Genomic DNA, 25772 nt, shown 5'->3' on the forward strand with positions numbered 1-25772 from the left:
GTTGCACTTCGCAAATGTTCGAGTTGATGTGGCAAATAAGCAGCAAATTTGCCGTTGAGATGGCGTTCCTTTTCAGAGGCGCCCCAGGTAAACGGTCATCCCCTTTGGCAAAACAATCCAACCTCCGGACAGGATCGCTACCGACAGCTAAATACCTAGAGAGAGGATTAGCGTGCGAAATGACATTCGCTGAAACGATCTGCCTGATAAGGAACTGACGTGGGGAAATGGTACGGTTGGGGGGTCTCGAACCTCCGACCTCAGGTGCCACAAACCTGCGCTCTAACCAACTGAGCTACAACCGCATAAACCGCGCTCGGCGCGATGGGGGTCACATACGAGGACTTGGCGATGAATTCAAGCCCCATTCCTCGTCAATATACAAAAAGGCTGGACGTGAGGTCCAGCCTTTTGTCTTTGCTCGGTCAAGACCGATCAGGCAACCTTGAAGGAGGCCATGGCCTTTTCCGCGGCGTCCTTGGAGGGCTTTGCGAGCTTTTCGGCAACCTGCTTGGTGGTTTCCTGGATCGACTTCGCCTGTTCGACGGCGATTTCGGCCTGCTTGCGGATAAAGGCGGTCTGCAGCTCGAAGAATTCGGCGGCAGACTTTACGCCGAGCAGCGCTTCGAAGTGCGACAGCGAGTTCTCGGAATTGACGCGTAGGATGTCGATCGCCTTCAGGCCGAGTTCGACGCTGCCGGCCTGTGCCGTCTGGACGGTGGCCTCGAGGGTCTTGCCGGCTTCCTCGCCAGCGGTCTTCAGCTTGGCATAGGCGTCCTTCGACTGCTGGGCGCCCTTTTCGGCGAATTCACGGAAGGATTCCGCGAGCTTGGACGGGTCGAAAGAAGCGATTGAAAAAACGTCATCGGTCTTTATGGTAGCCATGTCGCATTCCTTTGGGTTGAGGCAGTCGCTGCCTGTGATCATCGAATGACGTCTATATAGGATAGTTTATTGTGCATTGCAACATTTTTTGTGCGACGCACAAGTCGTTAACCTTTCCGGCCGAAAGGACCCGGCTGTTCTGGACCGGCTTGCGACCTGCAGTTATTAATAAGCCGTTAATTTAGACGCCGACAGCGACAAGGTTCGATCATGCCCGCAGTCCAATACCCGTTCATCGACATTGCCGTGCATGCGCGGGTGCGGGAGCGCTTTTCACGCGGCGAGGCGATGGTGCTGTTTTCGGCCGATCTTGCCCGTCTGCTCTGGGCGAACGGTGCAGGTGCGGAGCTTTTCGGCCACTCGGCGGTCTATGACCTTCTCGATCAGGGCCTCGACCGCGGCGACATCACCTTCCGCCAGCTGGAAACGGCCGCGCGCCAGCTTGCCGATATCGGCGACAGCAGAAATCTGATGATCCGCGTCGCCAAGGGCTTCCAGCGCGTGCAGGCGCAGGCCGCGGCCGAACTGATCCGGCTTTCGTCAGGCGAAAGGGCAATCCTGTTTTCGGTGCCGGTCTCGGCAAGACCGATGACATCGAGCGCTGCGGCCGCCCAGATGCTGCAGGGGCTCGATGATCCCGACACGCATATGGCCGTCATCGGCGCCAATGGCGAGGTTATCGCCGCCTCGCCGGGTTTTGCCTCGCTCACCATATCAGGCGAGACGGCAAAGACGCTGATCAATCTTGCAGGCGCCCATCCCGACCGGCTGGTGAAGCGCCCTGTTGCAACCGGCAAGGGTTATCTGCCTGCCGCCGTCGGCAAGCTCAGCGACGAGCCGGCGCTCAACCTGCTCTTTGCGGTCGAGACCGTGCTCGGCCACCTCGACCCCATCGATCCGCCCGCGCAGGAAACCATCGATACGCGCCTGCCGCAGACAGCCGACGTCCCCGCGCTGCAGGCGACCGACGCGCCTGCGGGGGAAGACAGCCCGGCACCGGCCGAGGCGCTTCAGGATGAACCCGCCGCCACCGGCTTCACCGAGATCATCGATGCGGTCTCTGACATCGAAGAGGTCGAGGAGACGCTTGAAGACATCACCGGCGATAGTGAACAGGCGGCCGGGACAGAAGAGGACGACGCGGTTGCTGAGACGCAGTCTGCCGAACACGAGATGCCGGAAAGCGATGGCAGCCAGATTGACGGCAGCGCAGCGGAGGTCGAGGAGCCTGCCGCAACCGTCGAAGACGACGTAATCTCTGGCGGCGAGACGACGGAAGATGTCGCCATGGCGGAAACGCCGGCGGAGGCCAGCGATACGCCAAATGAAGAGGCGGCGGCAGCCGTCCATGAAGAACCCGAACTCGCGACGGCTGAAGTTGCCGACGTGCCTCCTGCCCCCAAGCTCGCGGCCGAGCCCGGTTTCGTCTTCAAGCCGAACAGCCGCGCCACACGCTTCGTCTGGAAGATCGATGCCGAGGGCCGGTTCAACGAGGTCAGCCATGAATTCGCCGAGGCCGTCGGTCCGCATGCGTCCGACATCATCGGCTCCGCCTTCAGCGATATCGCCGCGCTCTTCAATCTCGATCCCGACGGCAAGCTTTCCGAAGCGCTCGCCCGCCGCGATACATGGTCGGGCAAAACGATCCTCTGGCCGGTCGAAGGCACCAGCCTCGTCGTTCCGGTCGATCTCGCCGCATTGCCGACTTATACCCGCAATCGCGATTTCGACGGCTTCCGCGGTTTCGGCGTCGTCCGGCTGTCCGATGCGCAGGAAGACCCGCTGGCGCTTGGCTTGACGCTCGGCCCCGACGGAATCGGCCATGATGCGGCGAGCCTCGGCCCAGTGCCCGAGCCCGTTGCCGACGAGGAAGCTGCGCCCCATTTTATCTCGGCCGAAACGGCCGTGGCGGAAGACCAGGCGGCTGCAGCAGCCGAGCCGGAGAGCCAGGAGTCGGCGCCCGAAGGAGTTGCCGCCGGCGCGCCGGCCGTTGAGACGCCTATCTTTGAAAGCGCTACAGAGGAGGCCGAGGGCAGCGCTGACGCCGGGCAAGCCTCAGCCGCCGAACAGGCCGCCAGCCCTGCGGAAGAGCCGCCGGCACTGCGCATTTCGGAAACGCCCAATCGCCGTTTCACCGACAAGATCGTTCAGCTTCACAGTGGCGGCGCCGGATTGACGGCCGCCGAACAGGCGAATTTCCGCGAAATCGCCAAACGTCTCGAAGCCTTCGGCGCGCGCAAGGAAGACCCCGCCGTCCCGGAAGCGGCGGAAGCCGCTCCCACGGAGACGGCCGATCTTCAGGAAGCGCCCGCAATCGAGAAGGTCGAGGCCGAAGTTCCCCTCCTCGATGAAGCGGCGCCGCAGGAAGCGATCTTCGAAAATGCAGCCGAGGGTGAAGACGACGAAACGGCAATCATCGCCGATGACGAGGCGACGGAAGGTCTCGAGGAGACGGTCAGCCAGATCGAGGTGCTGACGAGCTTCATCCCGCCGCGCGTGAAGATGACGGATGGGCTTTCGGCCGGAACGGTCGACCAGTTGCCCGTCGCCGTGCTCATCCATGTCGGCGATGCGCTGCTTCATGCCAATCCGGAATTCATGCGGCTGACCGGCTACGCGTCGCTCGAAGCGCTGCGCGAGGTCGGCGGCATCGAAGCGCTGCTGCAGCGCCGCGACCTCGAGGAAAAGGCGGCGGGCTCCGGCACCATGATGCTCGTCAAAGCCGACGACAGGCTGGTCCCGGTGACGGCGCGGCTGCAATCGGTGCGCTGGGAGGACGCCAATGCCCTGATGCTGGCGCTGATGCCGGTCGAAGGCAAGGATGACAGCCGAGGTGACGCCAGCCGGTCCGAAGCGCGTCCTGAGCGGATGGTCGAGAAAGTCGCCAAGCTGCAGATCGAGGTCGAGGAATTGCGCTCGATCCTGGAAACGGCGACCGACGGCGTCGTCGTGATCGGCACGGAGGGCGACATCCGCTCGATGAACCGCTCGGCGAGCGCGCTTTTCAATTACGATGAGCAGGAGACGCGCGGCAAACCCTTCGTGATGCTCTTTGCCCATGAGAGCCAGAAGGCGGTGCTCGACTATCTGAACGGCCTTTCGGGCCATGGTGTGGCGAGCGTCTTGAACGACGGGCGCGAAGTGATCGGCCGCGAGGCTGCCGGCGGCTTCGTACCGCTGTTCATGACGATGGGCCAGCTCACCTCCTCCAACGGCTATTGCGCCGTCATCCGTGACATCACCCAGTGGAAGCGCACCGAGGACGAGCTGCGCAACGCCAAGGGCGCGGCCGAAACCGCCAATGCCCACAAGACGGATTTCCTCGCCCGCGTCAGCCACGAAATCCGCACGCCGCTCAACGCCATCATCGGCTTTTCCGACATGATGGCGGGCGAGCGCTTCGGGCCAATCGGCCATCCGCGCTACATCGAATATGCCAACGACATCGGCCGCTCCGGCCGCCACGTGCTGGATATCGTCAACGACCTGCTCGACATTTCGAAGATCGAGGCGGGCGAGATGGATCTCGATTTTGCCGCCGTCGGCCTCAACGAGGCGGTCTCGGAGGCCGTGGCGCTGGTGCAGCCGCAGGCGAACGGCCAGCGCGTCATCATCCGCACGGCGTTGTCGCATGCGGTGCCTGATGTCGTGGCGGATCTGCGCTCGATCAAGCAGATTGCGCTGAACATCCTGTCGAACGCCATCCGCTTCACTCCGTCGGGCGGGCAGATCGTCGTCTCCACCTCTTATGAAGCCAATGGCAGCGTCGTGTTGCGGGTCCGCGATACCGGCGTCGGCATGACGCGCAGCGAACTCGACCAGGCGATGAAGCCGTTCCGGCAGGTTTCCTCGACCCAATCACGCCATCGCGGCGACGGCACCGGGCTTGGCCTGCCGCTGACCAAGGCGATGGTCGATGCCAACCGGGCGACCTTCTCGATCAATTCGGCGCCGAACGAGGGCACCCTCGTCGAGATCACCTTCCCGTCGCAGCGCGTGCTGGCCGGCTGATCCGGAGCGTTTCCGTTTTCTCGATCGCGGAAATGCCCTATCTCTTTGTTTTCCCTTAACTCTTGGCAAAGTTGTTGCGCACTCTTGCTGGAATCGCTCTCAGAAAAAAAGGCAGCCAGTGGCTGCCTTGAATTTGTGCTGTTCAACAAGAGCTCAGTCGATCAACGTCATGTTTCGTAAGCCCGGAGGCTCCAGGCCGCCTCGTTCATGTGCGGCCCCCAAGTTGCTTCACCTTTGACCAACCTTTCTTAACGAAAGGTTTCCATGACAGCGAATTGATGAATGGTGAAAGCTTGTGGTTTACGATCCCTTATCAGGTCCGCAATTCCTCCAAGCCCGCAAAGAGCTGCAGCGCCTCGGGATTGGCGAGCGCTTCCTGGTTTTTCACCGGTCGGTTGTGGACGACTTCGCGCACGGCAAGCTCCACGATCTTGCCTGACTTGGTGCGGGGAATATCGGCGACGGCGATGATCTTCGCCGGCACATGCCGCGGCGAGGCGCCGGCGCGGATACGTGTCTTGATCGCCTTGACGAGATCCTCGGTCAGCGTCACACCCACGGCGAGGCGGACGAAGAGGATGACGCGCACGTCATCGTCCCACTCCTGGCCGATGCACAGCGCTTCGGCCACCTCCTCCATCTGCTCCACCTGATTGTAGATCTCGGCCGTACCGATGCGCACGCCGCCGGGATTGAGCGTCGCATCCGAGCGGCCGTGGATGACGACGCCGCCATGCTCCGTCCACTCGGCGAAATCGCCGTGGCACCAGACATTGTCGAAGCGGTCGAAATAGGCGGCGCGATATTTGGCACCATCGGGGTCGTTCCAGAACATCACCGGCATGGAGGGGAAGGCCTTGGTGCAGACGAGTTCGCCCTTTTCGCCGCGCACCGGCTTGCCGTCATCGTTCCAGACGTCGACCGCAAGGCCGAGGCCCGGCCCCTGGATCTCACCGCGCCAGACCGGCTGCAGCGGATTGCCGAGCACGAAGCAGGACACGATATCGGTGCCGCCCGATATCGAGGCGAGCTGCACGTCCTCCTTGATACCCTCATAGACGAAGCTAAACCCCTCGGGCGACAGCGGCGATCCGGTCGACGTCATCAGCCGCAGGCTGGAGAGATCATGGCTTTGGCGCGGCGTCAGGCCGCTTTTGCGCACCGCATCGATATATTTTGCCGATGTGCCGAGGATCGCGAAGTTCTCGGCCGCCGCATAGTCGAACAGCACATTGCCGTCCGGGGCAAAGGGCGAACCATCGAACAGGCAGAGCGTGGCGCCGCTGGCGAGGCCGCTGACCAGCCAGTTCCACATCATCCAGCCGCAGGTGGTGAAGTAGAAGAGCTTCTCGCCGGCCTCGAGGCCGCAATGCAGCCGCTGCTCCTTGAGGTGCTGCAAGAGCGTGCCGCCGGCCGAATGGACGATGCATTTCGGCACGCCTGTCGTGCCTGAGGAAAAGAGAATGTAGAGCGGATGGGCGAAGGCCAGCGGCGCGAACTCGACCTCCCCTGCCTCATAGGGCGCAATGAAGGCTTCGAGCGTCGAAGCATCGGGCGTGTGGGCCGCCACTGCCTGCGCGTCGCCGGCATAATGGACGACGATCGTCGGCACGCCCAAGCTCTTTGCGACCGCGGCGACCTTGGCGCCGACATCCTGCAGTTTACCGGAATACCAGTAGGCGTCGCAGGCGATGAAAAGCCTGGGGCCGATCTGGCCGAAGCGGTCGAGCACGCCCTGCTCGCCGAAATCGGGGGAGCAGGACGACCAGATGGCGCCGATCGAGGCGGCCGCCAGCATGGCAGCGACAGTCTCCGGCATGTTCGGCATCATGGCGGCAATACGGTCGCCTTCGCGCACACCTTGCGCCTTGAAGGCCTGCTGCAGCTTCGAGATCAGCGCGCGCAGCCTGTCCCACGACCAGCGATCCTCGGCCTTATCCTCGCCGCGGAATATGATGGCATCGCCCCCGCCGCGACCGGACAGCAGGTTTTCGGCGAAATTCAGCGTTGCGTCGGGAAAGAAGCGGGCGCCAAGCATGCTGTCGCCGTCGATGAGTATCCTTGCGCCGCGCTCTCCCTTCACGCCGCAGAAATCCCAGACGGTTGACCAGAATTTCTCCCGCTCGGCGACAGACCATGCATGCAGGTCCTCAAAGCCTGAAAGCGAAAGCCCGAAGTCTGCATTGCAGCGCTCCATGAAGGCATGGATCGGGCTTTTTGCGACGGCTTCGTCCGATGGCACCCAAAGTGGTCTGTTGTCCTGCATTCAATCCTCCTCCCCAATATGGTCTTTATATCATGCTGCATTGCATTATAAAGGCCGGAACCCGACCGGATTCGACGCTCGGCGAACCCGGAAATCGCGATCCCCTTCAGCGTCGATTCACAATATCGGCGGACGCAGGGCGCCGGAGGGATTTGCATCTGAGAGGCATTTCCTATATCCGGCGAAATCAGCGCATAACGGGTTAACCGGCGGAGATCATGAGTACGTCAAGACATCGCAGGTGGCGCAGGAAGATCGGGCCCGTTTCGCGCTGGCTCCCGGCATTCGCGCGCCTTTCGACGCTCTTCCTCCTGATCGCGCTGGGGCTTTTCGTCGCCCTCAGGGTCGCCGCGCCCTATCTCATCTCGACCGGTTTCGTGCGCTCCGGCATCGAGGACGCGCTGTCGAAATGGACGGGCTATCATGCCGAGATCAAGGGCAGTCCGGTTCTGGAATTCTGGCCGACGCCGCGCATCACATTGAACCAGGTCACCATCCGCCAGCCACGTGAGAGCGGCGACAAGCTGCTCGGCAGCATTGAAAGCCTGTCGGCCGATTTCAGCCTGATCGATGCGCTGAGAGGACGGACGAGCTTCCACGAATTCCACCTGCTGCGCCCGAACCTTGCGCTGACGCGCGACGAGAAAGGGCTGATCGACTGGAGCTATGCGGGGCTGCTCGCCCGCGCCATCAGAGGCGTCCGCTACGAAAACGGCGCGGAAGTGCTCGATCCCGATCTTGACGCAGAGATCGGCGCGGTGACCGTCGAGGACGGCACGCTTGTCGTTACCGACGTCAGGAGCAATAACGTCTATCACTTCGACAGCGTCACGGCCGACATCGCTTGGCCGAGGCTTTCAGGCGCCATCTCGGCGGTCGTCATCGCCCGCATCAACGGCGAGGACCTGAAAATCGACTACGCCTCGCGCCAGCCGCTGCTCGCCTTTGCCGGCAGGAACGCCGAGGCCAAGACGTCGCTGACATCAAATCTGATGACCGCGCACTTCCAAGGCGTCGCCAGCATCGCCAGCCTTTCGTCACTTTCCGGAAACATCGCCGTCACCATTCCCGACATGCCGGGGCTCCTTACATGGTCGGGCAAATCGATCCCCGGCATCGGCACACTGAGGAGCGCTTCGTTCGACGCCGACATCATGTCATCCGGCACCGGGCTGCGCTTCAACAATCTCAGCCTGTCGCTGAACGAAGCGAGCGCCACCGGCGTGATGGACCTCTCGACCGCGCCGGGCAAGCGGCCGAAGATCGGCGGCACGCTTGCCTTCGACCAGATGAACCTCAAGCCATTCCTCGACGCCTTCGCGCTGAGGCTCGCCGCCGGCGAGGCGGAGGAAATCTCCGCCGACATGAGAGAGCCGCTGAAGATGCTCGATGTCGACGTGAGGCTTTCGGCCCGCCGCGCGCAGATGGGGCTCTTCGAGCTTTCCGATCTCGGCGCCAGCATGATCGTGACCGGCGGCGAGGCGAAATTCGACATTGGCGACAGCCAGTTCGAAGGCGGCGAAATGACGGCGCATCTGGAGGCGACACAACGCGATTTCGACGGCGGCGGGAAATTGCAGCTGTTGATCCGCAACGCCGACTTCGCTGCCCTTGCCGAACGGCTGCAGCTCAAGGGGCCGCTGCCGCTTGCGACAGGATCGCTCGATCTCGACCTGCAGTCGGCGAAGGCGATCTGGACGGCCGGTCTCGGCGACGTCACCGGCAAGCTGCACTTCTGGACGCGGGAAGGCACGATCCCCGGTATCGACGCCGGAGCGCTCCGGACCCAGGCGGCCCAAAAGCCGTTCTTTCCGCTCAGTGCTGCGGCGAGCGGCGCTTTCGCCTTCGACCAGCTGGACCTTCAGGCCGATTTCGCCAACGGCTCCGCCGAAATCCATGACGCTCGCGTCGCCGGGCCGGCGCAGACGCTGACGCTTTCCGGCGTCATCACCTATCAGACGAACGGGCTGGCGCTTTCCGGATCGCTGGAGGCGACCGATCCGGCCAAGGCGGCGGAGCTGCCGCTTCTGCCGTTCTTCGTCGGCGGCTCATGGCCAAACCCGGTCATTTCGCCCGTCCCGCTTCTCAACAGCACGCCCCAGGCGCAGTAGAGCCCGACACCGGGCAGGGCCTAACGCTCACGCGCCGGCCGCGGCCGCGCGCTCGTCACGCTCGCGCTGCACTTCTCGGCGCTTGGTGATGACCGAGGCGCAGATGACGCCGACGGCCACGATGGCGATGAGGATGGTGCAGACCGCATTGATCTCCGGCGTCACGCCGAGACGCACCTGGCTGTAGATCTTCATCGGCAGCGTGGTCGCACCCGGACCGGAGGTGAAGCTTGCGATCACGAGATCATCCAGCGACAGGGTAAAAGCCAGGATCCAGCCGGAAAACACCGCAGGCGAAATGATCGGCAGAGTGATTTCGAAAAAGGTGCGCACCGGCGGAGCCCCGAGATCCTGCGCGGCTTCCTCGATCGACTGATCGAAGCTCAAGAGCCGCGATTGCACCACGACGGCGACGAAGCACATGGTCAGCGTCGTATGCGCCAGCGTGATGGTCCAGAAGCCGCGGTCGAAGCCGATCGCCACGAAGAGCAGCAGCAGCGACAGGCCGGTGATGACTTCAGGCATGACGAGCGGCGCGTAGACCATGCCCGAAAAGAGCATGCGGCCGCGGAAGCGGGTGTAACGCACCAGCGTCAGCGCTGCCATTGTGCCGAGCACGGTCGCGAAGGTGGCCGACAGCAGGCCGACACGGATCGTCACCCAGGCGGCGTCGAGCAGCGCCTGGTTCGAGAGCAGCGAGACATACCACTTGGTGGAGAAGCCGCCCCAGACGGTAACGAGCTTCGACTCGTTGAAGGAAAAGACCACAAGAAGCACGATCGGCAGATAGAGGAAGGCAAAGCCGAGGGCGACGGAGATGATGTTGAAACGGGTCCATCTCAGCATAGCTTACTTCCCCCGCTCTTCGGCCTTTGCCTGCGCATTCTGGAAGAAGACGATGGGGATCACCAGGATCATGAGCAGGATCGTCGCGACCGCCGAGGAGACCGGCCAGTCTCTGTTGGCATTGAATTCGTTCCAGAGCGTCTTGCCGATCATCAGCGTCTGCGAGCCGCCGAGAAGATCGGGGATGACGAATTCACCGACGGCAGGAATGAAGACCAGCATGCAGCCGGCGATCACGCCGGGGATCGACAGCGGAAAGGTGACGCGCCAGAAGGCCTGAATCGGCGTGCAGCCGAGATCCTGGGCGGCCTCGATCAACGTGCCGTCCATCTTTTCGAGCGCCGAATAAAGCGGCAGCACCATGAAGGGCAGGTAGGAATAGACGATGCCGATATAGACGGCCGTCGTGGTGTTGAGGATGATCAACGGGCTGTCGATAACATGCAGCGACAGCAGAAGCTGGTTCAGCAATCCTTCCGGCTTCAGGATGGCAATCCAGGCATAGACGCGGATGAGGAAGCTCGTCCAGAATGGCAGGATCACAAGCATCAGCAGCGTCGGGCGAATGCTGCGCGGCGCCTGCGCCATGCCATAGGCGATCGGATAGGCGATCAGCAGCATCAGGAAGGTCGAAATACCGGCAATGATGACGCTCGACAGATAGGCGTTGAAGTAGAGCGGGTCGTCCGTGAGGTAGCCGTAATTGTCGAAGGAGAAGGTCGCGACCTTGCTCCAGAAACCAGCCCAGCCATCGGCAAGCGAGAAAACCGGCTCATAAGGCGGTATGGCGATCGCCGTCGTCGACAGCGAAATGCGGAAGACGATGAAGAACGGCGCCAGAAAGAAGAGCAGCAGCCAGGCATAGGGAATGATGATAACGAGGCGGCTGTAGAAGCGCGAGGCAAATGTTCCCATAGGCTCAATCCTTCAGCAGCACGCCGGCATTCTCATCGAAGGAGACCCAGACGTCCTGATCGTAGCCGAAAGGGTCGTCGACGGAACGCTGCGCGTTGAGAGAAGAGGCTCTGACGACTTTGCCGCTCGGCAGCTTGATATGGAAGACGGTCATGTCGCCGAGATAGGCGATATCCCAGATCTCGCCTTTGACTGAATTGACCGAGGCATTCGCGGGTGCTGCACGCGTCACACGGATCTTTTCCGGCCGGATGGCAAAACCGACCGTATTGCCGATGGCGGGTGTTTCAGCGGCGGCGCTGCGGATTGTGAAGCCGCTTTCGACCGAGATCTCGACCGCGCCGTTTCCTGAGGTCGCCACCTTGCCGTCGAAGATGTTGACGTCACCGATGAAGTCGGCGACGAAGCGGGAATTCGGCGCCTCGTAGATTTCGGCAGGCGTTGCGACCTGCACCACCTTGCCGTGGCTCATGACGGCGATGCGGTCGGCCATGGTCATCGCCTCTTCCTGATCGTGGGTGACGACGACGAAGGTGAGGCCGAGGCTCTGCTGCAGGTCCATCAGCTCGAACTGGGTTTCCTCGCGCAGCTTCTTGTCGAGCGCGCCGAGCGGCTCGTCGAGCAGCAGCACTTTCGGGCGCTTGGCGAGCGACCGGGCGAGCGCCACGCGCTGGCGCTGGCCGCCAGAGAGCTGGTTCGGCTTGCGGGAGGCGAATTGCTCGAGTTTGACCAGCTTCAACATCTGCGCGACGCGTTCGGTCATTTCGTCCTTCGGCATGCCATCCTGTTTCAGGCCGAAGGCGATGTTCTTCTCGACCGTCATGTGCGGGAAAAGCGCGTAGGACTGGAACATCATGTTGACCGGCCGCTTGTAAGGCGGCGTGCCGGCAAGATCGGTGCCGTCGAGGACGATCTCGCCCGAGGTCGGCTGTTCGAAGCCGGCAAGCATGCGCAGCAGCGTCGACTTTCCGCAGCCGGACGCACCGAGCAGCGCGAAGAACTCGCGGTGATAGATATCAAGCGACAGATCATCGACGGCGGTGAAACTGCCGAAGCGCTTGGTGACATTCTTGAAAGCGATGAAAGGTTTTGCGGACGGATCGGTCCAGGGTGCGAAAGCGCGGCGGATATTGCCCAAAGATTTCATCATTATTCCCCGAAAAATATGCAGCCGGCTTCCACCCGGGCCGGGAATTGAAAGGCCCGGACGTTGCCGTCCGGGCCTGGCATCACATTACTGGCCGGTGACGACCTTCGTCCAGATTCGCGTCGCGGTGCGCTGCGTCTTCGGATCCCACGGCTTGACGGTGAAGAGGTTCTTCATCACCTCCTCCGTCGGATAGACAGCCGGATCTTCCAGCACTTCCTTGCTGACGAACTGCTGCGAAGCCTTGTTGCCGTTCGCATAGAAGGTGTGGTCGCTCGCCTTGGCGATGACCTCCGGCTTCATCATGTAATTCAGGAACTCATGCGCTTCGGCCACATGCGGCGCATCGGCCGGGATCGCCATCATGTCGAACCACATCTGGGCGCCCTGCATGGGGATCGAGTAATTGACCTCGACGCCGTTCTTGGCTTCGGCCGCACGGTCGCGGGCCTGCAGCATGTCGCCGGAATAGCCGAAGGCGATGCAGATATCACCATTGGCAAGGGCGTTGATATATTCGGACGAATGGAACTTGCGGATATAGGGGCGCACGGCGGTCAGCAGTTCCTCGACCTTCTGGAAATCCTCGGCCTTGGTGGAGTTCGGATCGAGGCCGAGATAACGCAGGGCCGTCGTCATGACGTCCTTCGGGGTGTCGAGCACGTAGATGCCGCAGTCCTTGAACTTTTCGGCGACCTTCGGATCGAAGATCACTTCCAGACCGGGCTTGGCATCGGGACCGAGGATTTTGGCGACCTTCTTGACGTTGTAGCCGATGCCGTCGGTGCCCCACATGTAATCGACCGCATATTCATTGCCCGGATCGTATGCCGCGGTGCGCTGCAGGATCAGGTCCCACATGTTGGAAAGGTTGGGCAGCTTGGACTTGTCGAGCTTCTGGAAGACGCCGGCCTGGATCTGGCGCTGCAGAAAGTCGGCAGTGGGAACGACGACGTCATAACCCGTGCCGCCGGCGAGCAGCTTGGTTTCCACGGTCTCGTTCGAATCGAAGGTGTCGTAGACGACCTTGATGCCCGTCTCCTTGGTGAAGTCGGTCAGGATGCTGTCGTCGATATAATCCGACCAGTTGTAGACGTTGACGACGCGCTCCTGCGCAAAGGCCGGAGCGGCGGCAAGAAGCGCAGCAACGGCGGCGGCCGTCACGCTTGGGATAATTGAGCTCATGACTTCTCCTGTTTGTTCAAAGAGCCCGCACCCCCGGACGTCTTTTCCCTCTGGTTTTGCCCGCAGACTAAGAAGGAATTCCGCAGCCCACAAGCGCAAAATCCTGCGTCTTCAACGATTTCACAATCACTGGAAATCGAAGGCGCTGAGCCCCGCCACCATCTCATCGAGCCCGAGCGGTCTCGTCACAGGCGGCTCCGCGCGGGAAAGGCAGCCGCGCCGCTCGCAGAGGCGGCAGGCCGGACCGACCGCGACCGGCTCGAGCGCCGTCGCCTGCCCGTAGACCAGGCTGTCTGCGAGGGTCGCGTCACAGCCGATCAGGATCGCGGTACGCCTCACCCTTTCGCCGAATTCGACGCTCGGCCCCTCCAGCGTGCGGGCGACCGTCAGGAAGGAGGCTCCATCCGGCATGATGACCGTTTCGGCGAGGATCTGGCCCGGCTGCAAGAAAGCGGCATGGATGTTGAGCTTCGGGCAGCCGCCGCCGAAACCGGCCTGCGGAAAACCCTGCGCGCCGGCTCTGCGCAGCCGGTGGCCCGCGGCATCGATCTCGATCAGGAAGAAGGGGATGGCGGAGGCGGCAGGGCGCTGCAGCATCGTTAGGCGTGCCGCGGCATGGCCGAAGGAAACGCCGAAGCGGGCCCGCAATATATCGATGTCGTAGCGTGTCGATTTCGCCGCCGAAAAAAAGCCCTCGTAGGGCATTGCGAGCGCCAGCGCGGCGATGCGGGCAAGCTCGAAACGGGCGATGCGGCGCGCCTCGGCCGAAGAGAGCGAGAGATCGTCGAGCTCGGCATTGATGGCCGGCAGCAGCGCGAGCGTTACGGCCTCGACGGCGATTTCATGGGCGCGATCGGCCTGCGACAGGCGTTCGGAGATGAAGAGCCGCATCGAGTGGCGATCGAAACGGCGGCGCAGATCCGGCATGACATGCACCGGCAGGACTCGCACCGCGATGCCGCGCTCGGCGCGCAGCCAATCCTTCAGCCCGGCGCCGAGATCGGTTCCGCCGGGAAGCGTGGCGGCAAAGGCTTCCGCCGCCGTCTCGATCCGGGCGAAATAGCCGGACCGGCGCTCCAGCGTCTCGCGCACCTCATCGAGCGGCAATCGGCCGGCGGCGATCGGCGCATGGCCTTCGGCGGCCATCAGCGCCGTCAGGTCGGAAAGTCTTGCGGCCTGCTCGCGATAGGCGCGATAGAGCTTGATCATACCGCTCGCGGCATTGGGCGCGGCTTCAGCCACCTCCACCAGTTCCTGGTCGCCGGGCAGCTCGCCTGACAGCAGTGGATCGGCAAAAACTTCTTTGAGCTGGCCGAGACTGCCGCCGGTCTGGCCCCGCAGCTCCTCCAGGTCGACCCTGTAGACCGACGCGAGCTTCAGAAGAAGCTGCACCGTCAGAGGCCGCTGGTTGCGCTCGATCAGATTCAGATAGGAGGGCGAGATCTCCAGCGCCTCGGCCATGGCCGTCTGCGTCAGCGCCAGCGCATTGCGGATGCGCCTTACTTTCGCGCCGGCAAATATCTTTCGTTCCGCCATGTCACACCCTTTGACAAGCGGGGCGAGCCGTATTTACAAGAATTTACAAATTCACAGCGCCCCGCTGTCAATCCTCCTCATCTTAACCTCTTTCCGGCCCGGAAATCAAAGCTTTTTCTGGCCATAAGGACCGTTATTGTCAATCTTGTCACGCATCCACTTTGCATTGGATTCAGCGAGGAGAGCAGCATGACCGATTTTTACAAACTCGTCCCAAACACGTCGGCAACCCGTTTCGACGGCATCGAGAGGCCCTACTCCGCCGATGACGTTCGGCGGCTCAGGGGCTCGGTGACGCTCACCCATACGCTGGCCGAAATGGGGGCGGACCGGTTGTGGCGGCTTCTGCATCAGGAGGACTTCGTCAACGCGCTCGGCGCGCTTTCCGGCAACCAGGCCATGCAGATGGTGCGCGCTGGGCTGAAGGCGATCTATCTCTCCGGCTGGCAGGTGGCGGCCGACGCCAATACGGCGTCTGCCATGTACCCCGATCAATCGCTCTATCCGGCCAATGCCGGCCCCGAGCTTGCCAAACGCATCAACCGCACGCTGCAGCGCGCCGATCAGATCGAGACTTCGGAAGGTCAGGGCCTTTCCGTCGACACCTGGTTTGCGCCGATCGTCGCCGATGCGGAGGCTGGGTTCGGCGGGCCGCTCAACGCCTTCGAAATCATGAAAGCCTATATCGAAGCGGGTGCGGCCGGCGTTCATTTCGAGGATCAGCTGGCCTCGGAGAAGAAATGCGGTCATCTCGGCGGCAAGGTGCTGATCCCGACGGCCGCCCATATCCGCAATCTCGACGCCGCCCGCCTTGCCGCCGACGTCATGGGCGTTGCCACACTCGTCATTGCCCGCACCGATGCGGAAGCGGCAAAGCTCCTGACATCTGATATCGACGAGCGCGACCAGCCCTTCGTCGACTACGATGCCGGCCGCACGGTCGAAGGTTTCTACCAGGTCAGGAACGGCATCGAGTCCTGCATCGCCCGGGCCGTCGCCTATGCGCCGCATTGCGACCTCATCTGGTGCGAGACCTCGAAGCCGGACCTCGACCAGGCGCGGCGCTTTGCCGAAGGCGTGCACAAGGTCTATCCCGGCAAGCTGCTCGCCTATAACTGCTCGCCTTCCTTCAACTGGAAGAAGAACCTCGACGAGGCGACGATTGCCAGGTTCCAGCGCGAGCTCGGCGCGATGGGCTACAAGTTCCAGTTCATCACGCTCGCCGGCTTCCACCAGCTGAACTACGGGATGTACGAGCTGGCCCGCGGCTACCGGCAGCGGCAGATGTCGGCCTATTCCGAGCTGCAGGAGGCGGAGTTCGCCGCCGAGGTCAACGGCTACACCGCCACCAAACATCAGCGCGAGGTCGGCACCGGCTATTTCGACGCCGTCTCGCTCGCCATCACCGGCGGCCGGTCCTCGACCACGGCGATGCATGATTCAACCGAGCACGCGCAGTTCAAACCGGCTGCGGAATAACCTGAAGAGGAGGAGAAGACCATGGCATCCATCGCACGCGTACGAGAACGGGCCGAAGAGCAGGCAAGCAGCATGAGCGACGATCAGCAGACGACGATCCGCATGCTCGCCAACGACCTGCACCGGCTGAACCAATCCGTCATGAAAGCCGTCGAGGCCGGCGTCTCGGTCGAGCTGGTGCGCTCGGCTCGCCATCACGGCGGCGACGGCAACTGGGGCGACCTGCTGATCCCCGTCGTCGTCACCAACCGGCAGTGACGAAGACGGCGGCCCGCCGGATTCGGCCCCAACTTTAAAATCGGAGCGCCCCCCGAGATGCGCCGGCGCTCCGTCGCAACATCAGCCGCGGCTTGGCCGCTTTCCGGCGAAAAGATCGGCATAACTTCTGATGAGCTTCGTCATGCGGTCGGCAACGGTGCGGATCTCCGGGCGATGACGGTCCTCGGCATTCATGACGATCCATTGCCGGTGGCGCAGTTCCGGCAGCTCGGCGCCCTGGCGCTGCAGTTCCGGATGAAGATCGCCGACGAAACAGGGCAGCACCGCCTTGCCGGCGCCGGCGCGCACCAGATCGGGCAGCGAACGCGGACGGTTGACGGTGGCGACGATGCCGCCAGCGGCATTGGCATGCGGCCAGCGCAGATAGGTCGATATCGCCTCCTCCTCGGCGACCGCGATCCAGCGCTCGTCGGTTTCGGCGGCATTGCGCCTGACATAGACGGCATAGGCCACCTCGCCGAGCAGACGCGCGGCAAGATTGGCCTCCGCCGGCTCGAAGGCACGAATGCCGATATCGCTCTCACGATAGGCAAGGCTCGCCCGCGCCTCGCCGATGGTCAGCGCGATGGCGAAGGCGTCGCGCGGCATGCGGATTGCCGCAAAATTCTCCGTCAGCAGCCAGGCGACCCAGGTGCCGGCGGCAACCCTGACGGTCGTGCCGCCATCACCGGATTGGCGCCATGCTTCCACCTTGCGGGCCGCGGCTTCCATTTCCTGCAGATGATCGAGCAGCGCCTGGCCATCCTGCGTCAGGCGGTAGCCGGTCTGGCTGCGCGAAAACAGGGCGCGGCCGATCTCCTGCTCGAGGTCGAGCATGCGCCGGCCGACGGTGGCGGGGCTGAGCCCGCTTGCGGTGCTTGCCCCCGTGAGACCGCCGAGCCGGGCGACTTGCAGGAAAAGCTGATAGGAATCCCAGTTGGCGTTTTTCATCGGTGAAAAACATAGCGGGATTTCTTCTATTTATGAAGAGAAATTTGACGCTTAAATCAGGTGATGTCTTGCAACGAAAGGACATTCCCATGATCGACATGGTCGCAATCGCAGCTATCCGCGATACTCAATATTCCTGGCGATGCCGTTCGAGACCGAGCGAGGACGAATTCTATACCGAATTCGGAGACAGCCCGCTTATTCGTTTCGCCACCTGGCTGACGTCGATCGACCTCAGATGGCGAAAAGGCCGCACGCCGCCGGCCCAAACCGACGGCGGCTGCGGGGTTCAGGCGACTTTCCTGGCCGTCAGGTGAGCAGATGCGGACTCCGCGCCGATACGGAAGCGCTCGATCAGCGTCATCAGCATATTGGCCTCGCCCGCCAGCAGGCGGCTTGCCTGCGTCGTCTCGGCCACCATCGAGGCATTCTTCTGGGTCATCTGGTCCATGGCGTTGACCGAACCGTTGACCTCCTGCAGCGCGGCCGACTGATCCCGGCTCGCGGTCGCGATGGTCTCGACGTGGCCGCTGATCGCGATGATCTCGTGGCTGATAGAGGCAAGCACGCTGCCGGTCTTCTGGACTAGCTCGGAGCCCGCGGTCACTTCCCGGCTCGATGTCTCGATCAGAGACTTGATCTCGCGCGCCGCATCGGCCGAACGCTGGGCGAGTTCGCGCACCTCCTGGGCGACGACGGCAAAACCCTTGCCTGCCTCACCGGCGCGCGCCGCCTCGATGCCGGCGTTCAGCGCCAGGAGATTGGTCTGGAAGGCGATGTCGTCGATCACCTCGATGATCTGCTCGATGCGCTGTGAAGCCTCCTCGATACGCTCCATGGCGGCGACGGCGTCGCCAACGACGGCGCCGGAGTTGTCGGCCGTTTTCTTGGTGGCAGCGACCACACTGTTCGCTTCCCGGGCACGCTCGGCGGAAGAACGAACCGTCACGGTGATCTCCTCCACTGCGGCTGCGGTCTCTTCCAGGCTGGCCGCCTGTGCCTCAGTGCGCTTGGAAAGCTCGTCGGCGGAGGCGGAGACGGCACCGCTGTTGCGCTGGATCGTCGCGGCGCTGTCACGGATACCCGACAGTGTATCCTGGAGCCGCAGCAGGGACGCGTTGAAATCGATGCGCAGCTGCTCGAGACGGCCGACGAAAGGCGTGCCGATCGTCTGCGAGACATCGCCCTGCGACAGGCGTCCGAGGCCGGCCGCCAGCTGGTTGACGGCAAAATCGATCTGGCTGTCGAGCGAGCGCTTGTCGGCATCGTTCCTGGCGCGTTCGGCATCGCTCAACGCACGCTGTTCGGCGGCCTGCGTTTCCAGATCGCGCTTGGCGCGGGCGCTGTCGCGGAAGAGCGCCAAGGCCCGGCCGATCTCGCCGAACTCGTTTTTCTTCGCGATGCAGGGAACCTCTCCTTCGAGATTGCCCGAGGAGATCGAATGGACGCTCGCGGTCAACGCCAGCAAAGGCTTCACCGACAGGCGGATCGTGTAATAGGCAAGCACGCCGACGAGCAGCATGACGATGAGGCCGACGCCGAGAACCAGCATCTGCAGCTCATTGAGGCGCTCGTAATAGACTTCCATCGGAATGCCGATGAAGAGAAGGCCGACATTGGCGTTCGACGCGTTCTTGATCGGGAAATAACCGGTCATGAACTTGCGGCCGAAAAGATCCGCCGGACCGTAATAGGCTTCGCCCTTGGCGAGAACCGGCTGGGCGGGATGATTGGCGACGAGCTTGGTGCCGACGGCGCGGTCGCCGTTTTCCTTCTTGACGTTCGTCGATATGCGGACGTAATCGCTGCCCTCTTTTTGGAAGATGGTCGCAACACCTGCGATCGACTGCGCCGTGCGGTCGACCAGCGAATGATCGGCAAGGGCCGGAATGGCGTCTTCGGTGACGGCGGCGAGCTGATTGTCCTTCACGTCGATCTTGGCAGCCTGATCGGCCGCGCCGTAGAGGACGGCCATCGCGCGGGTGGCGTCCCTGGCGTCGGCAACGGCCCCGTCCATGACATGGTAGCTCAGATTGTAATAGGTCGCGCCGACGATGGCGGCGGTGCTGACAGCCAGCAGAAACAGCGTGATCGCAACGATCTGGCGTACGATCGACGTAGAGAAAAGGCGCAGCATCAAAACCCCCGGCAGGATAACCACTGCTAAATTAGCCGAAAAGCGTTAAGGAAAATTTTCCGTGAATCAGGGCTGCCGGAGATAATGAGCCGCCTCGTTTCGGCACGTCTCCGCCTTTCTGGAAGAGTGCGATCGACGATCAGGCGGCGCGGTAGACAGGCGCCACGGCCGCCTCGCCGTCGATCTTGAACTGCTGAATGAGGCGGCGCAGCGAGTCCGCCTCGTCGGCGAGTTCGCGGCTGGCAGCGGTCGTCTCTTCCACCATCGCGGCATTCTGCTGCGTCATCTGGTCCATCTGGTTGACCGTCGCATTGACGCTCTGCAGAGCGTTGGACTGATCGTGGCTGGCGCGGGCGATCATCTCGACATGCTGGCTGATCGTGACGATCTGGGCGCTGATCTTGGCGAGCACCGTGCCGGTCTCCTGCACGAATTGCGAGCCGGAGCTGACCTCGTTGGTCGACTTGTTGATGAGGCCCTTGATTTCCTGGGCCGCGGCTGCGGAACGCTGGGCGAGTTCGCGCACTTCCATGGCGACGACCGCAAAGCCCTTGCCGGCTTCACCGGCGCGCGCCGCCTCGATGCCGGCGTTGAGCGCCAGCAGGTTGGTCTGGAAGGCGATCTCGTCGATGACGCCGATGATCTGCTCGATCTGGCGCGAGGCATCCTCGATGCGGCCCATCGCATCGATCGCGTTGCTGACGACGACGGCGGAGTCATCGGCGCTGCGCTTGGCCTGGCGGACGATCTGGTCGGCATCCTTCGCACGCTCGGCCGAAGAGCGGACCGTGACGGTGATCTGATCGACGGCAGCCGCGGTCTCCTCGAGCGAGGCAGCCTGCTGTTCGGTGCGCTTGGAGAGATCTTCGGCTGACTGGGCCATCTGGTTGCCGTTGCCCTGGATCAGTTCGACATTGTCGCGGATCTGGCTCATCGTCGCCTGCAGGCGCATCATCGACCCGTTGAAATCCTGGCGCAGTTGTTCGAGACGGCCGATGAAGGGCGTTTCGATCGTCGTCGAAATATCGCCCTGCGACATGCGTTCGAGGCCGGCGGCGAGCTGATTGACCGCGAACTCGATCTGGCGATCCATCTCGCGCTTTTCGGCGTCGTTGCGCTGACGTTCGTGTTCGGCGGCGGCGCGTTCCTCGTCGCTCTGCTCCTCGATGCGGATCTTCGAGATGGCGTTTTCCTTGAAGATACCGAGCGCGCGGGCCATGTCGCCGATTTCGTCGTAACGCTTCTCGCCGGAGATGCTGGTATCCAGCGCCCCTTCGGCGATGCGGCGCATGGCGGCGGTGATCTGGCTGATCGGACGCTGCAGCGTCAGCACCAGGGCAATGCCGCCGAGGATCGAGAGCAGGATGCCGAGGCCGGTGGTCATGACGGAGATGCTGTTTGCCTGGGTGCGCTCGGTTCCGGCCGTCTGCTTCTGCAGCTCGGCGAAATCGGTGAGCTTCCTCCAGATATCGTCGAGTTCCTGGCGGGCCGCAGCATAGGCCGTGACACGTTGAGCGATCGTATCGACGATCTTCGAGCCGCCGCCGGAGATGACATCGAGCGCCGGCTGGATGGCGCCGGAAATGCCTTCGGCAAAGCCCATGCCCTTGGCGCTGGTGGTCAGCACCTGCATGTCCTTGCCAAGCGTGCCGGCCTGCTGCTGCAGACGCACCAGGTTCTCCTTGCTCGAGTTGGCGAGGAAATCGGAAAGAACGATTTGCAACGAATAGACGGAATTTTCGAGGCGCCGCGTATCCTGGAGGACAGAGTTGGTCTGGGCGATGCGGCCTTCGAGATCGGCGAAGCGCTGCGTCGCCTCGCGCATCTTCTGCGTCGCGGTCAGCTGCGTATAGGTGGATGTCTGGCGGAAGCGCGAAACGAGACGGCCGAGTTCGGCGATGTTCTCGTCTGTCGGCGCGGGCATCTCGGCGATCGTCTTGATGCTGTCGATGGTGGCGGCCAGCGAGTCGATGACGTTTTTCTGGTTGGTGGGAACCGAGATGGCGATCAGGCGCTGGGATTTCGTAACCTGAGGCAGCTGTTCTTTGATGTAGGCGATCTTGTCCTGCGGCGTCTGCGGCTTGCTGTAGCCGCTGGCAACGCTGCCGAGGAAATCGCCGCCCTTCAGCAGGCGGTCGGCCGTGCGAAGGGTGATGGTGGCATCGCCTTCGTCGCGCTGGAGCGCGGTCTGCAGTTCGTCGGCCTGGTAGGAGACCGTGAAGCGGGTGCTGATCAGGCTCTTCTGCGCCGCGTCGATCGACTGATGCAGCGCCACTTCCTGCTCATGCAGCGCCCAAAGCTTGTCGACGACGCCTGAAACGTCCTTGGTGCGGCGCGACGCTTCGGCAAGGCTATCGCGGCCGGCAGCCTGTTCGCCGACCTGGTTCAGCGTCGCGTCGAGCACGCCCTGCTGGGTCTTCAGGTCCGCAAGCAGCTTGTCGCGCGCCTCAGGGCTTGTGATGCGCAGGAAGTCGTCCATGGAACCATAGAGATCCTTGAAGCCACTCAGCGACTGCAGGACGCTGTTGGAGATCTCCATGCGACCCTGCAGAAGGCCCGACGCGTAGAGGCCGGTCAGGCCCACGGCCGAAATGGTGACCACGAAGGGCAGAACGAAGATCAGAACCTTCGTCTTGATCCTGAAACGGGAAAGAATCTTATCAATCAACATGGCGTTCCGGGCCTTTCATACATCACTCCTCCCGCAGGCGGCCACATGGCGCCAGCCGGGTACGCATCGAGCTGTTCTTGTTTACACTGGGGAACCCGGAGGCCAGGCGGCAGTCATTGCCAGTTCATTTCCAAACAACTTGGAGACGCCCAAAACATTCGCGGGCAATTGTGTCAGATTAGATATTAATTTTCGGATAAGCGGTAAGGCAGACTTAAGCCAAGGTAGTGAAATAGTTGTAATTATGGGCCGCGGCCAGCGGGCCGCGATGACGACATCACACGGTTCGTTCCGTGCCTGCCGGCAAGATCAGAGGAAGTGCGAGAGCAGCAGTGCGAGGCTGGCGGCGGTGGCACCGGCGGCGAGCATGAGATAATGCAGGGCGTTCGGCTTTGCCTTGGCAATTGCGATGGCGCGGGCGCGTCGTGCGTTTCTGGTCATGCTCGAAACCTCACTTCTCATGTGACACAACAATCCAACAAATCGGCCAGTCCGTAAAGCTTAATTTAGGGAGAACTCTGCAAACCGCCAATTGAGACAGGATGGCGCACCTCTATTAAGAAGTCTTGAATCGACATTGCTAATATATGCCGGAGCGACGTGTAGAAAAACAACGCTTCAGGCGTATTCGCCGGCCGCAAAACCGGAGGCCCAGGCCCATTGGAAATTATAGCCGCCGAGCCAGCCGGTGACGTCGACACATTCGCCGATGAAATAAAGGCCGGGAACGGCCTTGGCCTCCATGCTGCGGGAATCGAGCGCAGCCGTATCGATGCCGCCGAGCGTCACCTCGGCGGTACGGTAGCCTTCCGAACCGGAAGGTTTGACCGGCCAGTTCTGGGCGCTGGCTGCAAGGCGCATGAGCGTCTTGTCGGGCATGTCGGCCATGTTGCCGGAGATCTTTTCGCGCTCGACGAGAAACTGCGCCAGCCGCTTCGGCAGGATATCGCCGAGCGCCGTCTGCGCCGACTGGCGGCCATTGCGCTGCTTTGCCGCCTTCAACTGCGCCGCAATGTCGATGTCCGGTTCGATTGAAACGACGATCTCGTCGCCTTCGCGCCAATAGGAAGAGATCTGCAGGATCGCTGGTCCGCTGAGGCCTCGATGGGTAAACAGCAGCGCTTCGCGGAAGGCAGTCTTGCCATGGCGTATTTCGGCAGGCGCGGAAATGCCGGCAAGCGGCGCGATGGCCTCGAGCAGGCCGGGATCAAGGGTCAGCGGCACGAGGCCGGGACGGGTTTCCAGCACCGGCAGGCCGAACTGTTCGGCAAGGCGATAGGCAAAGCCGGTGGCGCCCATCTTCGGGATCGATTTGCCGCCCGTCGCAACGATCAGCGACGATGCTTCATAGACGCCCTCACCGGTCGAAATGCGGAAGCCGTCCCCTGCCCTTTCGACACCTGTGATCTCGGTGCCGAGATTGAGCGCCGCGCCGGCCGCGCGCATCTCTTCGAGCAGCATACGGATGATGTCCTTGGCGCTCTCGTCACAAAAGAGCTGGCCGAGCGTCTTTTCGTGCCAGGTGATGCCGTGGCGCTCGACCATCGCGATGAAATCGGCCGGCGTAAAACGGGCAAGCGCCGACTTGCAGAAATGCGGATTGGTCGAGAGGAAGTTCTTCGGCCCGGCATGAATATTGGTGAAATTGCAGCGACCGCCGCCGGAAATGCGGATCTTCTCGCCGGGCGCCCTCGCATGGTCGAGGACCACGACGGAACGGCCGCGCTTTCCCGCGCGGATGGCCGCCATCATGCCCGCCGCCCCGGCGCCGATGACGATGACGTCGCTCTTGCGCTGCAAACCCGTTTCCCCGATCAAAAGTCGCGTCTTCTTTTTCCATCAAAGGGCGAAAGTCAACGTTCTCAACCCCTCGCCAATTGGCAAAGTCCGGTTATGATGGCGCCACGATCAACCAAACCGGTGTGTCATGTCCCCAAAAAAGACGACGCTGAAGCCTGCCAGAAACGTATCCGCCTCGACCAAGACACCTCCGGACCCCGGATCCCTGCGCGGCGTTGCGAACTGGAAGGAAGCAGCGCAGTGGCTGAGGGCCAGGGGCATCGAAGACATCGAATGCATCACGCCGGACCTTGCCGGCGTGCCGCGCGGCAAGATGATGCCGAGCTCGAAATTCACCTCGAACACCTCGCTGGCGCTGCCTTCGGCGATCTACCGGCATACGATATCAGGCGAATATCCCGAGGAGACCGAGAGCTTCCGCTACGAGCCGCGCGACAGCGACCTGAAGCTGATGCCCGACCTGTCGACGCTTTCTGTCGTGCCCTGGGAGACTGATCCGACGGCGCAGGTGATCTGCGACATCGTCGATTCGGACGGCGGGGAAGTGCCCTATACGCCGCGCAACGTGCTGAAGCGGATCATGAGCCTCTATCACGACCGCGGCTGGAAGCCGATCGTCGCGCCCGAGATCGAATTCTATCTCGTCGCCAAGAATGACGATCCCGACTATCCGCTACACCCGCCGAAAGGCCGGTCCGGCCGCTCGATCCTCGGCGGCCAGGGCTATTCGATCGCCGGCATCAACGAGTTCGACGAGTTGATCGACGACATCTATCATTTCTCGGAAAAACAGGGCCTGGAGATCGACACGCTGATCCATGAAGAGGGACCGGCCCAGCTCGAAATCAACCTGCGCCACGGCAATCCGATCGAGCTCGCCGACCAGGTGTTCCTGTTCAAGCGCACGATCCGCGAGGCGGCGCTGAAGCACGACATCTACGCGACCTTCATGGCCAAGCCGATGCAGGGCCAACCGGGTTCGGCGATGCATATCCACCAGTCGGTGGCCAATATCGAGACGGGCAAGAACGTCTTCTCCAATCCGGACGGATCGGCCTCGAAGGAATTCTTCCATTTCATCGGCGGCATGCAGAAATTCGTGCCGAGCGCGATGGCGATGCTCGCGCCCTATGTGAATTCCTACCGGCGCCTGCAGCCTGACATGTCCTGCCCGGTCAACAATGCCTGGGGCTACGACAACAGGACGACGGCTTTCCGCGTTCCGGTTTCCGATCCGCAGGCCAGGCGCGTCGAAAACCGGCTGCCGAGTTCGGACGCCAATCCCTATCTGGCGCTCGCTGCCTCCCTCGCGTCCGGCCTGCTCGGCATCATGAAGCAGATCGAGCCGACGGCGCCGACGGAGGATTCGGCCAATGAGGGTTCGATCGACCTGCCGCGCGGCCTCTTGGAAGCCGTGGCGCTGATGGAGGACGAGCCCGCCTTCGAAGAGGTGTTCGGTTCGCAGTTCATCGGCCTTTATGCCGGCGTCAAACGCGGCGAGTTCGAAACCTTCATGCAGGTGATCAGCCCCTGGGAGCGGGAATTCCTTCTGCTCAACGTGTGAGGGGATCGTC

At 62.4% G+C, this 25772-nt stretch carries 18 protein-coding genes and 1 tRNA gene; 6 read left to right on the forward strand and 13 right to left on the reverse strand.

Annotation, left to right across the window (positions count from 1 at the left end; all coding sequences use genetic code 11):
* Positions 1 to 228 precede the first annotated feature (228 nt).
* Both ATY77_RS21840 and ATY77_RS21845 read right to left on the reverse strand, forming a co-directional pair.
* A tRNA-His gene (locus tag ATY77_RS21840) sits at positions 229 to 305 on the reverse strand.
* Positions 306 to 435: 130 nt separating this feature from the next.
* On the reverse strand, positions 436 to 885 hold the full coding sequence (locus ATY77_RS21845; RefSeq protein ID WP_088688810.1) for a phasin family protein: 450 nt from the start codon (positions 883 to 885) through the stop codon (positions 436 to 438).
* Positions 886 to 1095: 210 nt separating this feature from the next.
* Between ATY77_RS21845 and ATY77_RS21850 the strand changes: the two genes are divergently transcribed.
* Complete coding sequence (locus ATY77_RS21850; RefSeq protein WP_088688811.1) at positions 1096 to 4896, forward strand: PAS domain-containing sensor histidine kinase; 3801 nt, start codon at positions 1096 to 1098, stop codon at positions 4894 to 4896.
* A gap of 313 nt (positions 4897 to 5209) precedes the next feature.
* Here the strand turns inward: ATY77_RS21850 and ATY77_RS21855 are convergent, their stop codons facing one another.
* Positions 5210 to 7162 carry an acetoacetate--CoA ligase gene (locus tag ATY77_RS21855; RefSeq protein ID WP_088688812.1) on the reverse strand — a complete coding sequence of 651 codons (1953 nt, stop codon included), beginning with the start codon at positions 7160 to 7162 and terminating at the stop codon, positions 5210 to 5212.
* 218 nt (positions 7163 to 7380) lie between these two features.
* On the opposite strand from ATY77_RS21855, the gene ATY77_RS21860 reads away from it, so the two are divergent.
* Positions 7381 to 9273, forward strand: coding sequence for an AsmA-like C-terminal region-containing protein (locus tag ATY77_RS21860; protein WP_088688813.1), 1893 nt, complete (start codon positions 7381 to 7383; stop codon positions 9271 to 9273).
* Positions 9274 to 9300: 27 nt separating this feature from the next.
* On the opposite strand, the gene ATY77_RS21865 is transcribed toward ATY77_RS21860, so the two are convergent.
* The 5 genes from ATY77_RS21865 to ATY77_RS21885 all read right to left on the reverse strand — a co-directional run bounded on the left by ATY77_RS21865 (position 9301) and on the right by ATY77_RS21885 (position 14902).
* Positions 9301 to 10119: an ABC transporter permease gene (locus ATY77_RS21865; protein WP_088688814.1), complete on the reverse strand. Its 819-nt coding sequence runs from the start codon at positions 10117 to 10119 to the stop codon at positions 9301 to 9303.
* A 3-nt stretch (positions 10120 to 10122) separates the two neighbouring features.
* Positions 10123 to 11034 carry an ABC transporter permease subunit gene (locus ATY77_RS21870; protein WP_088688815.1) on the reverse strand — a complete coding sequence of 304 codons (912 nt, stop codon included), beginning with the start codon at positions 11032 to 11034 and terminating at the stop codon, positions 10123 to 10125.
* A 4-nt stretch (positions 11035 to 11038) separates the two neighbouring features.
* The gene (locus ATY77_RS21875; protein ID WP_088688983.1) at positions 11039 to 12181 is read right to left on the reverse strand and encodes an ABC transporter ATP-binding protein; all 1143 of its coding nucleotides are present in this window, start codon (positions 12179 to 12181) and stop codon (positions 11039 to 11041) included.
* 87 nt (positions 12182 to 12268) lie between these two features.
* Entirely contained in the window at positions 12269 to 13366 is a 1098-nt protein-coding gene (locus tag ATY77_RS21880) for a polyamine ABC transporter substrate-binding protein (protein WP_088688816.1), read from the reverse strand.
* 126 nt (positions 13367 to 13492) lie between these two features.
* Positions 13493 to 14902, reverse strand: coding sequence for an XRE family transcriptional regulator (locus ATY77_RS21885; RefSeq protein ID WP_088688817.1), 1410 nt, complete (start codon positions 14900 to 14902; stop codon positions 13493 to 13495).
* Between the two features lie 189 nt (positions 14903 to 15091).
* On the opposite strand from ATY77_RS21885, the gene aceA reads away from it, so the two are divergent.
* Both aceA and ATY77_RS21895 read left to right on the forward strand, forming a co-directional pair.
* Positions 15092 to 16381, forward strand: coding sequence for an isocitrate lyase (aceA, locus tag ATY77_RS21890; RefSeq protein WP_088688818.1), 1290 nt, complete (start codon positions 15092 to 15094; stop codon positions 16379 to 16381).
* 21 nt (positions 16382 to 16402) lie between these two features.
* Positions 16403 to 16639: a hypothetical protein gene (locus ATY77_RS21895; protein ID WP_088688819.1), complete on the forward strand. Its 237-nt coding sequence runs from the start codon at positions 16403 to 16405 to the stop codon at positions 16637 to 16639.
* Between the two features lie 81 nt (positions 16640 to 16720).
* Here the strand turns inward: ATY77_RS21895 and ATY77_RS21900 are convergent, their stop codons facing one another.
* The gene (locus ATY77_RS21900; RefSeq protein WP_088688820.1) at positions 16721 to 17590 is read right to left on the reverse strand and encodes a LysR family transcriptional regulator; all 870 of its coding nucleotides are present in this window, start codon (positions 17588 to 17590) and stop codon (positions 16721 to 16723) included.
* An 89-nt stretch (positions 17591 to 17679) separates the two neighbouring features.
* Between ATY77_RS21900 and ATY77_RS21905 the strand changes: the two genes are divergently transcribed.
* The gene (locus ATY77_RS21905) at positions 17680 to 17907 is read left to right on the forward strand and encodes a hypothetical protein (protein WP_088688821.1); all 228 of its coding nucleotides are present in this window, start codon (positions 17680 to 17682) and stop codon (positions 17905 to 17907) included.
* Here ATY77_RS21905 and ATY77_RS21910 read toward each other — a convergent pair.
* The 4 genes from ATY77_RS21910 to ATY77_RS21920 form a co-directional block, all read right to left on the reverse strand.
* On the reverse strand, positions 17880 to 19727 hold the full coding sequence (locus ATY77_RS21910) for a methyl-accepting chemotaxis protein (RefSeq protein WP_088688984.1): 1848 nt from the start codon (positions 19725 to 19727) through the stop codon (positions 17880 to 17882). The two genes, ATY77_RS21905 and ATY77_RS21910, sit on opposite strands and share 28 nt — an antisense overlap.
* A gap of 139 nt (positions 19728 to 19866) precedes the next feature.
* A complete protein-coding gene (locus ATY77_RS21915; RefSeq protein WP_088688822.1) occupies positions 19867 to 22398 on the reverse strand; it encodes a methyl-accepting chemotaxis protein in 2532 nt (843 codons plus the stop codon).
* Between the two features lie 309 nt (positions 22399 to 22707).
* Positions 22708 to 22839, reverse strand: a complete 132-nt coding sequence (locus ATY77_RS33400; protein ID WP_280950758.1) for a hypothetical protein — start codon at positions 22837 to 22839, stop codon at positions 22708 to 22710.
* Positions 22840 to 23016: 177 nt separating this feature from the next.
* A complete protein-coding gene (locus ATY77_RS21920) occupies positions 23017 to 24216 on the reverse strand; it encodes an NAD(P)/FAD-dependent oxidoreductase (RefSeq protein ID WP_088688823.1) in 1200 nt (399 codons plus the stop codon).
* 109 nt (positions 24217 to 24325) lie between these two features.
* Between ATY77_RS21920 and ATY77_RS21925 the strand changes: the two genes are divergently transcribed.
* Complete coding sequence (locus ATY77_RS21925) at positions 24326 to 25762, forward strand: glutamine synthetase family protein (protein ID WP_088688824.1); 1437 nt, start codon at positions 24326 to 24328, stop codon at positions 25760 to 25762.
* Positions 25763 to 25772 lie beyond the last annotated feature (10 nt).

Origin of the sequence: Rhizobium sp. R634 (assembly GCF_002211305.1) — a bacterium.
In the GTDB taxonomy this organism is placed as follows: domain Bacteria; phylum Pseudomonadota; class Alphaproteobacteria; order Rhizobiales; family Rhizobiaceae; genus Rhizobium.